This window comes from Cognataquiflexum aquatile (assembly GCF_003316845.1).
GTDB classification, from domain to species: domain Bacteria; phylum Bacteroidota; class Bacteroidia; order Cytophagales; family Cyclobacteriaceae; genus Cognataquiflexum; species Cognataquiflexum aquatile.
In genome coordinates, this window is the sequence record NZ_QMIK01000001.1 from 663,485 (window position 1) to 676,555 (window position 13,071).

The following is a 13,071-nucleotide window of genomic DNA, read 5'->3' on the forward strand; positions in this document are numbered from 1 at the left end:
TATTTTCAAGAGATTTTTAAATGTTTTATTTGATGTTATATTCTTTCTTCAAAAGCAAAATCAACTCCTTGGCCTGACTTTTCATCATTGGATAAGTTTCAGATATGACGAGCGTGAAATAGAATTTTCTGTTTTCCAGACTGTTTGCAAATTCATTTAACAAATCTTTATCGCTGTTTTGAAGCGGCATCAACACATTCATCAACGAATCAATGATCTCATATTCTTTCCTGGGAAGTAGCGATGAAAAGGGCTTATAATGATAATTATTCAGAATCCTGCTTTTGATTTCCAAAGTCGTGTTTCGCTTTGTTCTGTCCGACTCAACCAATCCGCTGATGTAACCCTCCCTGGAATAATACGCACTGATTTTATTGACCAATTCAGCATTTTTAAAATACCTCAAGTTTCCGGATTGGGTAATCTGAATGAGTGTTGCGTCATTCCAAATTGTTATGGGTGAAAAAGAAACTATCTGAGAATGGTAGTAAAATGATCCTTTTACCATATTTCCCGCTATACCTTGATGTACTAGTTCACTGATACTGTCTATGCTCTTTAGGATTATAAGTTTCTGTTCAATTGTTCCATTAATCATGACCGTATCGTTTTCAAGATCCTTGATCAGGGACTTTGCATATTCCTTTGCGTAGGCAATCTCACTTTGGTTGTCCCGATAATTTTCCGCCAGAAACCCGCAAAACACCGCCAGGAATAGCATCAAAAATTCCTTGAAATAGGAAATCAAGTTTCTCTTTTCGGCTGTGGAAGGAGACACAGTTTGTTGGTTTTCGGTGGGCGGTACTTCAGGGATGTTTTTATTTTCTTCCATCAGTCGACTATGTTGTATTCTTTGCGCAAAAGTTTTAATATTTCTGAGTTCAGCTCCTTATAGGCTTGGAAATGAACAGAGCGAGTGGAACTTAGGGCATTCATGCCATAAATACCAAGTGCGTTGATGGTTCCTTGTTTGTCAAATTTTTCCAAAGATTTAAACTCAAAAGGTATGATTTCATCGGAAGCTTCATATGCTGCCACAGCATTTACGTTTGTCACGCCGCTATCTTTTATTAGCATCCTATGAAAATCATAATCGTAATGAAGGACAATGAGTCGGTTTATATACTCCTTTCTGACATCCGTCTCCAGCCTTTGCCTGTCATTGATATTGTAAATGGCAACTGATAGGTCGCCGATCAGCTTTTGCAATTCCCGGTTCTTAAAATATCTAAGAGAACCCGAGTTTTTTAACTGATCAAGGATGACTGTCCTGGGTTCAAAAAGAGAAGGCGTTCTGAAACTAATCCCATATGAAAAGTTAATTACAAATGTTTTGGACACATCGGTAAGACTACTGTCTTCAAAGTACTGCATCAATTCTTGAAGGGCCTTTTCCTGCTTTATTCTGTTCTCAGTTTTTATTTCCACGATGGCAGAATCAGCCTTTAACTCTTCGTAAAGGTTGATAGCAAGCTCTTTTGCCCATGCTTCTTCAGTGAGCTTATCTCTATAGTTTTCTGCCATAAAACCGGCAAAAACAGCAAGAAACAACATGAGGAATTCCTTGAAATAAGATGTCCACTTTCTCTTCGGAGTTGAAGTAAGCAATACAGGCTGTGAATTTTCGGCAGCTAGTATTTCGGGCTTGTTTTGGTTTTCTACCATGATTTATTCTAGGTTGTATTCTTTATTCAAAAGCAAAATCAACTCATGGAATTGACTTTTTATAGTTGGAGCTGAATCAGATAAGAAAACACATGCATCTGTTTTTTGCAAAATCGTCAAACCTTGACCATCATCTGATAAATTAAAGAATCCAAAGTTTCCGATCCCCCGGCTGAGGACGAAATGGGTAAAATTCTTCCCCAATGGATGGTATTTCTTTCCGTGGGAAGGATTTCATCATAAAGGAGAGTGAGTATTTTCTGCTTTTTCTTTTCCTCTCTAGGCAAGAATTCTCTGGATTCTTTTATCAATAGACGATCAATCCCTTTTTTCCGGAATTGCTTCCAATAATAAAGTATAGGCTTTGTCCAAAGATTTGCTGCCTGCTTGCATTCCTTTGTAATGTCCAAGCCGGACGATTACCAAATCATGAGAAGGAATGATTGTCACTGATTGCCCTCCCGCACCCAGCATCATATAGGCATCGGTTGGAATGGGAAAACCGCCATCTCCATTTATCCAAAATAAGCCACCATAGATCGGTCTTCCGTCAGCAAGCCAAGGCTCGGCAAGGGTGCTTACAAATTTTGTGAAACCTTCAGGCAAAATCCGCTCACCATTCCAGATGCCATCTTGTAGATACAGATTGCCCAACCTCGACCAATCTCTGGCTGAGGCAAACTCGTAACCCTGAGTCAAAAAATTTCCATAAGGGTCTGTCTCCATCACCATTGTTCGAATTCCGATTTTATCAAACAACATTCTTTGAGGGAAAGTATGGTAGTTTTCACCTTGACCTTCTATTCCTAGACGATTTAGATAATTGATAAGTACTGGGTCGCTGTTTCGGTAACGACCAACACAATTGGGCAGCCACTGTTGAGGTAAATTGGCTGCATATTCAAATGAATTGACTCCACCGGTGTACAGGTACAAATGGTCAGGATAACCCAAAGAAGAGTCGAAGTCTGGGTCTTGCGGAGCTCTGCAATAAATGCCACTTGACATATGCATAATGTCCATAATTCGGATTTTGGATCGTCCGTCGTCCTTGCCTTGCCATTGTGGTATTGGTGCAGGCTGCTCCAAAGTATAGACCCCTTGGTGAATCAGGATCCCCATTATAGTGGCGGAAAGGCTTTTTCCCATAGACCAACTTTCTAAAGGGGTGTTTTTATCAATTCCTTCAGCATACCTTTCGCCTATTATTCTCCCTTTGTAGGTGACTACAAAAGCTGCTGTTAGTGCTTCATCCGGAGCAAATGCAGCATCAACTGCCTGCTTTACTTTATTCATGTCAATATTGGAAGGCAAGGCTTCCTTTGGCAGCACATCTCCCATAGGCCACAATGTGGCAGCAGCGTCCGGCAAATCGCGGGGTACATTTACAGGTTTGAAATTCAAAGCATCACTCCCTTCCGGTAAACATACACAACCTTGGTCTCCGGTATAAATTGCTGTTCGGGTTATTCCATTTGGGAGTTTGATCGAGACAGATTTGTTATCGTAATCTATCATTGGTTTTCCAACTTTTGCCCGCTCTGCATATGGTGCAGTAAAATATCCCACATTCTCGGCAGCAAACTCGGGTGATAGACCGGTAATGAATACAGCCGAACACATAATTTTGGCATAACCTGCTGTATGGTGAGAAAGCGCATCGCCCGGCGGGGCTTTATAGACTGTTTTAAGCTCAAGTTCAGAGGCACGCTCAAGCATTTTGACCCGTGTCTCCGGAGTCATAACTTGTGCAGCGCAAATCAGCCCATTCAAAAAAAGGGTGGCCAATAAAGAGATCATAATTATCTTTTTCATGTTGTTTAAAATTATTTTTTTTACTTCCCTCCAGAAGAGAATTTTTTCGATTCTTTAAGCTTTGTTCTTATAGATTGAATGAAAATGGAATGATTGGTTGGAGAACGGTTATCGGGCTCCGTGGACAGTGGACTGTCGTCTGTGGACTAGTATCCGCATCCGATAAAGTAACCTCAAGCCCGACCTGCAACATTGCGGATACTCATATAATTTTACTTCTTAAACTTCACATACACCCCTTGCCCAGGAAAAACATTGGCAACAGTCACCCCATTTTTCAAGACAAAAGTCCCGTTTACCAGGACATACTCTATTCCGGATGAAAATTCCAATCCTTTTTCAAAGGTGGCTTTGTCAATGATCGTATTGGGATCGAAAACCGTAATGTCCGCATCTGCGCCCACCTGAATCCTTCCTTTGAACCGCATCATGGGAGCAATATTTTCAAGACGCTTAGCCGGAAGAAGGGTCATTTTTTCAATGGCGGTATTCAAGTCGAGCACCCGATCTTCTCTGACATATTTGCCCAATACCCTCGAAAAAGTCCCTGCGGTACGGGGATGGGCCAACTTGTTATAGGGGGACCCATCGGAGGCAATTATAACTCCGGGAGCAGCTATGCCTTTTTGGATCCATTCGGGTTTCATCAAATGTATGATCACCGATTGATTAATCCTTCTGTTTCTTGCAAAATTCCCTTCATTGAGTCGTTCCCCTGTGGAGACCAATTGCAAATCACCATAGTCAATGCCCAATCTTTCTTGCCAGCCTTCATTGAACATCGCAGTCATCAAACCCGTCGATGCGGCAGTGTAGGGATATAGTTCAGTCGTGATGTCAAACCCTTTTTTGGCTGCTGCGCTGACCATGTTCAAGGCAAAATCAATCTGACCAAGTGTCATGCTGTTGATATGGACAATGTGCAGAGGCACACCGGTCAGGACGGCGTTGGCTATTACCTCTTGGGATGCACCAATATTGGGTTGGCGGTTATGCGTATATACCAAGGCATTCAGTTGTCCTGCCAATTCAAAAACGCTGTACATTTCTGCCGGCTTGGTATCAGGAAGGTATCCGATCGGAACCCCAATCCCGATGCCCCCTTCTTCCAAAGCTGATTTGATATTGACAAGTGTTTGGGCCATTTCTCCAGAAGTTTGTTCTTCGAGAAAAGAAGGTCCTACTATATGAAAGAAGGAAAGCGGAGCAACCTCCTTTTTTTGTACCAAATCCAAAAATTCATCTACACTGCTTTGGTATCGGCCCAAGGCTTTCATCCGCTCAAATGGCCAACACACACTCGCTCCATAATGGATCAGGGCATTTCCCTCCCGAGAGGCATACCAAGCACCGGTGTGTCCGATTCCCAATTCGAGTTCCAAAGCCGTCGTGACTCCATCATGTAATTGGTATTCCTGCTCTATATTGGTCATGCCATGCACATGCAGGTCGATAAATCCCGGGGCAACCACCTTACCGCTCACATTGACTGTTTCCTTTCCGTTCAAAGCTTCAGAACTGACCATTGCAATGCGGCCATGGAGGATGCCGACATTGCGGATGGCATCGAGTTTGGTTTCGGGATCGATGACCCTTCCTCCTTCCAAAACAATGTCGTAAAGGACTGCGGTCTGTGCAGTAGATTCAATTCCGGTTTGCAAAACCAAAAAAAGGCAAAGGAAAACTTTAAGCAATTTGGATGTTATCATGAGTGTTTTGGAAAAAGGATATTAGAAATGGTAAAAGCCAACCGATCAATAGCATTAGGGTGTGAAGGGATTCAAGACCTGTAAATTCCCAATCTTACAATTTAAAAAACTAAAATCTCCCGTAACGCCAACCTAGGACGAAACCTGTTTATTTCTTCCCCAAAGTGCAGAATTTCTTTCCGGATAAAGGTTATCGGCAAAAAGTTTTGAAAAGAATCAATGAGCGAACTACTTCAATTTTTCGATTTTTTCTTTGATTCCAAATAATCATAATGACTGTTATCCGCAGGGGTCCTGATCACTTTACTATCCGGCAAAGGACCCAATTGCTTTACTGCCAATTCCATAGCCCCCATCATTTGGGCGGTTTTCTCCGGATTTTCCTTCAATAGATTGGTGGTTTCTCCCGGGTCGGTTTTAAGATTAAATAAAAGCGTATCATGCGCATCCACTTTTTTCATTCCTCTGGTACCTTCAAATCCCTCATAGGGACGCTTGATCTTCCAATCCCCCTCCCGATATCCCTCCTGACTCGAAAGCATGTAGTACAGGAAAGAATCCCCTTCCCTACTGCCATTTTCAAAAAGCACTGCACTGAGGTCCTTTCCATCGATCTCACGGTCTTGAGGTATCTCTGCACCGACCAGTTTACAAAAAGTAGGAAACCAATCCATTTGGGTTGCCAAATCCTCATAGACTTGCCCCGGTTCGATTTTTCCTTTCCACATAGCCACTGTCGGGACTCTTACTCCCCCTTCGAAGGTAAATTGCTTGCCTTCTCTGAGTGGACCTGCGGATCCTCCATGGTCTTCCATCACCAGCCACGGCCCATTGTCTGATGAAAATACAATCAGTGTATTTTCAAGAATTCCCTTTTCCTCCAATTTTCGCAGAACTTCTCCCACACTCCAATCCAATTCCTGAATAACATCTCCATAAAGTCCCCTGTTGGAAGTTCCCTGAAAATCCGGAGAGGCATAAATCGGGACATGGGGCATATTGTGTGCTAAATAAAGGAAAAAGGGATTTTCTCCGGCAGAATCAATGAATTTTAAAGACTCCTCGGTATAGGTCTTGGTGGTGAAAGTCTGGTCCACTTCGTATTCTGCGACATCATTTCCCCTCAGGTAAACGACAGATTCCATGTCATTGGAGTACGGGATTCCAAAGTATTCATCAAAACCCTGATTGAGGGGAAGAAACTTCTCCATATGGCCCAAGTGCCATTTTCCTACTACCGAAGTGCGGTAACCATTTTCTTTTAAGATTTCAGCGATGGTGATTTCCTCAGGATCCATACCTGTAAAGCTTTCAGGGAAAAACACTGAATTTATACCCATGCGTTGGGGCATCCGTCCTGTCAAAAGTCCTGCACGGGATGGACTACAAACGGGTGACGCGGACAAAAAAGAAGTGAATTTTATCCCCTCTGCTGCTATTCTGTCAATATTTGGTGTGGCAATATCCGTGGCACCAAAACAGCCCAAATCCCCATATCCAAGATCATCAGCAAAGATGAAAACGATGTTTGGTAGTGGAGATTGGCTCTTTTTTTCGTTTTGAGTCCCACATCCAAAAATAAGGCAGGTGATAAGAATCAGAATTGATTTACCTCTCATTTCGAAATTGTTTATGTACCAATTTATGCTTTTTCAGACAATACTTCTCAAGATAATTTTTTTTACCAATTTGATTTTTCCTTTCCCCAAGACACTGTACCATAAATTCGAAATAGCAAATGCTTTTGATTCCTTATTCTTTCCCTCCGGATTTCATCCGGGGCAAATAACCTGACGGTTTTCAATCCCATTCGGGATTGTTATCGGGTGTTGAAATAAAATTCATATTCAAACTATAAGCAAAACTTCATTTGAGCCTACCACTATTTAAAATCCCGAAGGGATTGAATCCCCTTTTGGGGTATTTACCCCGGATAAAATCCGGTGGTTTAGCAAGAAACTTTCACCTACCTGAAATAACAACCCCGAATGGGGTTGAATTCAAAACTATTTATCCCAAAAGGAGTGGTCTTTGATTGTAAATCCCTTGTAAGTCCTGTGGTAAAAACGAATCCAAAACTTACTACTTTCTAAAAATCCCGAAGGGATTTAATCCCCTTTTTGGGTATTTACCCCGGATAAAATCCGGTGGCTAGAGGGGAAACCCATACTAAAGAGAAACCACAACCCCGCAAGGTGTTGAATTCAAAGCAGGTATTTTGGATCAAAGGCCACCCCGTGTTCCTTAAGAAGCTGTAGGTACTCATCCATAAAACTTATTTTTTTATGGTGCTCCTCTTGGTTTTTGATGTATTTGACAAGGTCGTCCAACGAAGAATAACTGCGTGTAAAGGCTGCATACCCCTCTTGCCATCCTTCAAAACCAGGAAATAGATCCGATGATTTAATCATTTGACTTGTGGCAAGTTTAATATCCTTAACCAAGGCTGACAATGAGATTGAAGGATGGATGGAAGTTGCGATATGCAGGTGATCCTCTACTCCATTGATTCGGTATGCGTGACAGTTTTTGTTTTGGAGGATCCCATAAATATAATTGAACATATCCGGTCGGGTATCTTTTGACATAATAGGCTTTCTTTTATATGGAGTCCAAATAATGTGGTAAAAAATCGATGTGTGGGTGCTCATAGATTTGGTTAGGTTTACGAAAAATCATTTCGATGAATTTACAAAATCGATTTGGGCACATTGCGTTTTTAAACGTTTAAGTTTTTTAAATATTAAGTATTGATTTCGGGTTAAATTCAACCCCAGTCGGGGTTGGGGTGGTTGTTTTGATTCTTCATTCTTTCCCTCCGGATTTCATCCGGGGCAAATAACCTGACGGTTTTCAATCCCATTCGGGATTGTTATCGGGTGGTGAAGTAAAATTCATATTCAAACTATAGGCAAAACCTAATTTGAGTGTACTACTTTCTAAAAATCCCGAAGGGATTAAATCCCCTTTTGGGGTATTTTCCCCGGATAGAATCCGGTGGCATGGTGGAAAACTTATAAGTACCCGAAATACCAACCCCATAGGGGTTGAAATCAAACGGAAACGCTACCTAAAAATCCCAAAGGGATTAAATCCCATTTGGGGTATTTACCCCGGATAAAATCCGGTGGTTTAGCAAAAATCCAATACTTCCCGGAAAAACCAACCCCAGAGGGGTTGAAATCAAACGGAAACGCTAACTAAAAATCCCGAAGGGATTGAATCCCCTTTTGGGGTATTTACCCCGGATAAAATCCGGTGGTTGAACCACAACCTACGTCTCCAAGAATTGCCAACCCCGAAAGGGGTTGAATTCAAAAACATTCCCCCTCAATGCTTATGTTCCATCAAATGCTTCCTTAAGATATCCTCCCCAAAATCATTTCCCTTCTCGCGGAAGATGGAGTGGATGTGGTTGGCATTGTCTAGGAAACCGACATTGTCATACTCGATGATGAAGTCGGGACTATGGATCATATAGTAATGCGCTTTCATAGGTTCGTAGCTCCCGATCCAGGCAAAATACACTTCATCCATTCCCCTTGCATGCAGGATGGCAAGGTATTCTTCCGCCTTTTCCTTTTCCATATTGTTCATATACTCTTCGATCAGGTAATGGAGTACTTTCTGCTGCTCAGGCCGAAGCTCCGAACCTTTGATCCCCATAAATTCTTCATACCACTGAGGCCGGTCGGGATTGGTCAGGATATCCTTGGGAACATCCCGACTCAGCGTGGCTTTGGCTTTCTGGGCATCATCCAAGATATTGACAAACCAAAAACCATAATCCTCCTCCTTGCTCAGCGGCCTCAAACCTGCATATTGGGTGACTTCCACCACGGCCGGGTCCGAACCGAGAAACAGCGGCGTCATCGTAAACGAGTCCTTGGTCACCGTCAGGTTGATGGAGATGTGGTGTCCCTCAAACTTAAATCCCCAAGCTGTGTCCATGCCGGGATTGCCGAGGATGGCGAGGTAATAATTGCCATAATCCCAATCCAGTTTCCTTATAAAACCTATCGTCCGGTCATCAATCTGCTCCCGCTGATGGGCGATCTCAAAGATTTCGTGCAGGATATCATCCACCTGCATGATGGCGAATGTCTTGAGGTATCCCTGCGAACTGAAGATGGTACTGAGGATTTTGTGAAATTTTTCTTTGCTCACTTCAGAAAGGTCCCCATACCGCAGTCCTTTTCTTGGCGCCAATCCTATCGGAAGGTTGGTCCATTTGGTGCGGAGGCTGTCATCCATCGAGAAGAGCACGCTGTCTTTTTGGTTGGCAGAGAGGGTTTCCATAAAATCCACAGTGACTTTGACCATGTCGGTTTTGGATTGGGCAAAGAGTCCGGTCGAAAAAGTTAAAATGAAGACAAGAAGGAAAATGGTTTTTTTCATTGGGAAATCGGTGGTTATGGATGGGAAATACGCTAACTGTTATAAAAAGAGAATTTGTTTTGTCCAGGGCCTCAGGCAATTCTTGAACATTCTCTTATATTTTTTTCAGCACAATAATATCCTTATTCTAATTCGAAAATACAACCTTCAAATAATCGCTTTCCAAAGGAGGACCTGCTGTAATCTCAAGATAGGGCTCTCCCGTCAGGGTCATGACCACGGAGGCAAAGGTGAAGCCATTCTTTTTTGGATCAATTGTTCTGCATACGGGATTTTTGGCATCATCTTTTGAGCGCAAAGCGTCTTTGATATGATCATCTGTGACAGCTTCAGCATCTGCAACCCTTGTGGTCAAAGCCGCCAACCGGATATAGCTGTTGGATGTGGCAGGAATTGTATCTGGAATTTCTTTGGGATCATACTGAGCAAACCAAGGCTTGACATCATCATTGACTATCGGATGGTTGGTATGGTACACTGTTTGGTTTTTGTTTCCAGGATCAAACCTCACCACCTTATTGGCCGAAGCTTCAAAATTGAAAACCTCTCCCCTCACCCCAAGGATGTAATTTTGGCCCGAGGCATGATTGACGGAAGTGATAAATTCCATGATCTCATCCTTATCCGTCATTGAGAGCACTTTTCTGACCACAAAGGCTACCGGCAAACCCGAATTGGAGGCATTGAGCTGCATAAGGGTGTTCATAACCATACCTACTCCTGAGCTGTTCATCCCGTTCAATGCTATCAAACCGGGATGGGAAAGTACCAACTGTTCAGGTCTATCGGCAGTAGCTTCAATTCTGATCAGAGTTTGGTAACCATCGGTAAATGACTCTATATCCATGTTTTGGGCAATGTAGGAAACGCCGCCGTCTACCGAAGGAACACCGATATTGCTGCAGTGGTGGTTTTCCAGGGAATTAAGATAAACCCAAAATTCATCCAGCAGACTAAATACCATGATCTGATCAAAATCCTGCCCTGAACCATCCGCAATCCCTCTTATTTCTTCGTAAAGTTCAGGAGTCCACTTCTTGATGCTGCTATCAAAATCTGCATAAGCAAAAAATTCTTTCAGGACTTCCTCGGCTTCTTTATCCAATTGGGCATTTACACTTTCTCTCCATTTTTGGACGATTTCACCGATTTCTTCTTTGAAATATTTTCCATGCTGCAATCCCAACTCATAGCCTGAACCCGAAAAAGTGACCTGCCTGAGTTCTCTCTTGGGGGCTTCATTTACAATCGGATTTTCGGCAGAAGTTCCCTCATTGGAAGCAGGTGAACCACATGCCAATACTACTAGCAGTGAAAAAAGGAAAAGTTTATTTGTTCTTAATCGCATATTTATAAGTGGTTTACGGTTTTATGATTTGATATCAGGTTTTCTGGATTGTTGGAAGCGGGAAGACAAAAGTTGGAAGACAGAAGACGGAAGACGGAAGACGTGACAAAAAACCGAAAACTGAACACTGCATAATGATTACTGATAACTGCCCTCTGTAAACTGTCTACTCACCAGCATCCTCCGTGGACTGTCGACTGTTTACTGAATACTGAATCCTCAGCCCTTCTTGACATACACTTCGGTACCTTTACCCAGATCAACATATTGGAAAGACCGCGTCAGCTTGATGGCCCCGGAGGGACTGATGTCAAACTCAAGCTTTTCAAAACTCCCCTCAGGATTGCTTGGATAGACAAAGAGGTTGTTACCTGCATACACATATTCTTCTCCAAATACCTCATTTTTGAGCCAAAGGGAATTATGGTTATTAAACAGGCTGAGGGTTTTCTTGGGATCATTTTCATGGACATAAGTTCCTGTCAGCTTGTCGATGGAAGCAGGTTCGACGGCCAAGGTCCTTGCCATGCCCACATTGAATACTACTTTGCTGACACCCTTTGGATCGTCCTCCACTTTCAACTGACGGTCTTTGGCAGCTTTGGCCCAAGGGTCTTTGGGGATGTTTTTATCCCCCGTAAAATACAGCTGGGTCACCAAAGGCTGATAGCCTTCCGCGGTCACCATCATGTGAAAATGTGCCGGACGGATCAAGCCTCCCCCCGCATCATAGGGCACGGGAAGGATGGTCTCAAAGGAATAATTGCCATCGGCATCGGTATGGACCGTACCCCGGTAGCGGAAGGCAGCAGTGGAATTGTCATAGACCCCCTCCTCGTCGCAGTGCCATAACTCGACCTTGGCGTTTTTGTAAGGAGTGGTGCAGTCCTGATGGAGGATTTTACCGAGGAGTTGTACCTTGCGGCCCTTCGAACCGGCTACAACCAAGTTGTGCCGCTCGGGACTGCCGGGTCTGTAAAATGGCCCCAAAATATCGGAAGTCGTGGCGCAATCTCCCACATACCTTGTCCCGTCAAAGCGTATAAACCCGAATGCACTCACCGCTGTGGCGCAGAGGGCTGATGTTTTGATGAAGTTTCTCCGTTTCATTTCCCTTGCTGTTTTGGTTCTTTTGGATGGAGCACGATGCACCCTCACCAATCTAAAAAAATATTTGGTCAAATCCGCTTTTGCCCAATGAATCAAGTACCAACAGGCCAATAATCTGTCCGAAACGGGGGAAATATTTTTCGGGGAATTATTTAAAGTCTGTATATGTATTGGATAATTAGAGGAATAGTTTTATGTTTAGAAAAGAAGAAAAAGTGAAGCAAAATGCCAAGAATTGTGCAACCTATGAAAGCAGGAATAAATTCTGAAATCAAAGAAGAAAGTTTTGAAGAATTAAAAATAAATCTTAGTAAATCCAAAGAATTGAATGTTGATGACTGGTGCAAAATTCTTTTGGACAAGGAACTTGCAAAAGAAACTGAATTATCAATCTTTCAGGAACTATATACATTTCAAGACCACAAGGCCTATGCTAGCCAAATTGCCAGATATTTAGGAACAACGCTCCGACCTCTCAATCTTGATATAAAAAAATATGCCCAAAAAATTGCTATTAAATATAATATAGCATTCACTGAACTTAATGAGAATCAATATAAATTTTGGTTCTTGTTTTTTAATGTCTGGGAGGAAGGAACAAAAAATATTTGGCAATTAAAATCTGAACTTAAAATCGCCTTAGAGCAAACAAACCTCACAGGCATTTCTTATGGAGGAGAGCTACCTCCAGACATTGAAACTGAATTTTTTGAAGGCTTGAAAAAAATCGTTCTAGTCAATTCATTTGAAAGAAACTTAATGGCTAGAAAAACATGTATTAAACATTGGAAAGCAATTTGTTCAGTATGTGAATTTGATTTTGAAAAGAAGTATGGGGAAATTGGGAAAGGATTCATACATGTACACCATTTAATACCAATTTCTCAAATTGGAGAAACATATAAAGTGGATCCAATCAAAGATTTGAAACCAATATGTCCAAACTGTCATGCCATTTTACATAAAAAAGAACCACCATTTTCAATTGATGAAATGAAAAAGATGATTAAAAAATGAGCATTTATC

Annotated in this window: 10 protein-coding genes; 1 reads left to right on the forward strand and 9 read right to left on the reverse strand. The window is 42.2% G+C overall.

Annotated elements, in window-relative coordinates; genetic code table 11:
* Nucleotides 1-25: 25 nt before the first annotated feature.
* The 9 genes from DQW11_RS02695 to DQW11_RS02745 all read right to left on the reverse strand — a co-directional run bounded on the left by DQW11_RS02695 (nt 26) and on the right by DQW11_RS02745 (nt 12,045).
* Complete coding sequence (locus DQW11_RS02695; protein ID WP_113922459.1) at nt 26-832, reverse strand: hypothetical protein; 807 nt, start codon at nt 830-832, stop codon at nt 26-28.
* On the reverse strand, nt 832-1,665 hold the full coding sequence (locus DQW11_RS02700; RefSeq protein ID WP_113922460.1) for a hypothetical protein: 834 nt from the start codon (nt 1,663-1,665) through the stop codon (nt 832-834). Before DQW11_RS02700 ends, DQW11_RS02695 begins: the two co-directional genes overlap by 1 nt.
* A gap of 318 nt (nt 1,666-1,983) precedes the next feature.
* Entirely contained in the window at nt 1,984-3,480 is a 1,497-nt protein-coding gene (locus DQW11_RS02710; protein ID WP_113922462.1) for a serine hydrolase domain-containing protein, read from the reverse strand.
* Between the two features lie 212 nt (nt 3,481-3,692).
* A complete protein-coding gene (locus DQW11_RS02715) occupies nt 3,693-5,189 on the reverse strand; it encodes an amidohydrolase family protein (RefSeq protein WP_113922463.1) in 1,497 nt (498 codons plus the stop codon).
* 233 nt (nt 5,190-5,422) lie between these two features.
* A complete protein-coding gene (locus DQW11_RS02720) occupies nt 5,423-6,808 on the reverse strand; it encodes a sulfatase family protein (protein ID WP_113922464.1) in 1,386 nt (461 codons plus the stop codon).
* Nucleotides 6,809-7,393: 585 nt separating this feature from the next.
* Nucleotides 7,394-7,840, reverse strand: coding sequence for an IS200/IS605 family transposase (gene tnpA / locus DQW11_RS02725; RefSeq protein WP_113922465.1), 447 nt, complete (start codon nt 7,838-7,840; stop codon nt 7,394-7,396).
* A 679-nt stretch (nt 7,841-8,519) separates the two neighbouring features.
* Nucleotides 8,520-9,587: a DUF3500 domain-containing protein gene (locus tag DQW11_RS02735; protein WP_113922467.1), complete on the reverse strand. Its 1,068-nt coding sequence runs from the start codon at nt 9,585-9,587 to the stop codon at nt 8,520-8,522.
* Nucleotides 9,588-9,714: 127 nt separating this feature from the next.
* Nucleotides 9,715-10,935 carry a C45 family autoproteolytic acyltransferase/hydolase gene (locus DQW11_RS02740; protein ID WP_113922468.1) on the reverse strand — a complete coding sequence of 407 codons (1,221 nt, stop codon included), beginning with the start codon at nt 10,933-10,935 and terminating at the stop codon, nt 9,715-9,717.
* Nucleotides 10,936-11,154: 219 nt separating this feature from the next.
* Nucleotides 11,155-12,045, reverse strand: a complete 891-nt coding sequence (locus DQW11_RS02745) for a dioxygenase family protein (protein ID WP_113923178.1) — start codon at nt 12,043-12,045, stop codon at nt 11,155-11,157.
* A gap of 246 nt (nt 12,046-12,291) precedes the next feature.
* Between DQW11_RS02745 and DQW11_RS02750 the strand changes: the two genes are divergently transcribed.
* Nucleotides 12,292-13,062 (forward strand): HNH endonuclease, encoded by a 771-nt coding sequence (locus tag DQW11_RS02750; protein WP_113923179.1) that lies wholly within the window; start codon nt 12,292-12,294, stop codon nt 13,060-13,062.
* Nucleotides 13,063-13,071: the final 9 nt, after the last annotated feature.

Excerpts from the sequence above, each read along its gene's own strand:
- DQW11_RS02715 (WP_113922463.1), bottom strand. The coding sequence starts at position 5,189 with ATGATAACATCCAAATTGCTTAAAGTTTTCCTTTGCCTTTTTTTGGTT.
- DQW11_RS02710 (WP_113922462.1), bottom strand. The coding sequence starts at position 3,480 with ATGAAAAAGATAATTATGATCTCTTTATTGGCCACCCTTTTTTTGAAT.
- DQW11_RS02735 (WP_113922467.1), bottom strand. The coding sequence starts at position 9,587 with ATGAAAAAAACCATTTTCCTTCTTGTCTTCATTTTAACTTTTTCGACC.
- DQW11_RS02750 (WP_113923179.1), top strand. The coding sequence starts at position 12,292 with ATGAAAGCAGGAATAAATTCTGAAATCAAAGAAGAAAGTTTTGAAGAA.
- DQW11_RS02720 (WP_113922464.1), bottom strand. The coding sequence starts at position 6,808 with ATGAGAGGTAAATCAATTCTGATTCTTATCACCTGCCTTATTTTTGGA.
- DQW11_RS02745 (WP_113923178.1), bottom strand. The coding sequence starts at position 12,045 with ATGAAACGGAGAAACTTCATCAAAACATCAGCCCTCTGCGCCACAGCG.
- tnpA (WP_113922465.1), bottom strand. The coding sequence starts at position 7,840 with ATGAGCACCCACACATCGATTTTTTACCACATTATTTGGACTCCATAT.
- DQW11_RS02740 (WP_113922468.1), bottom strand. The coding sequence starts at position 10,935 with ATGCGATTAAGAACAAATAAACTTTTCCTTTTTTCACTGCTAGTAGTA.
- DQW11_RS02695 (WP_113922459.1), bottom strand. The coding sequence starts at position 832 with ATGGAAGAAAATAAAAACATCCCTGAAGTACCGCCCACCGAAAACCAA.
- DQW11_RS02700 (WP_113922460.1), bottom strand. The coding sequence starts at position 1,665 with ATGGTAGAAAACCAAAACAAGCCCGAAATACTAGCTGCCGAAAATTCA.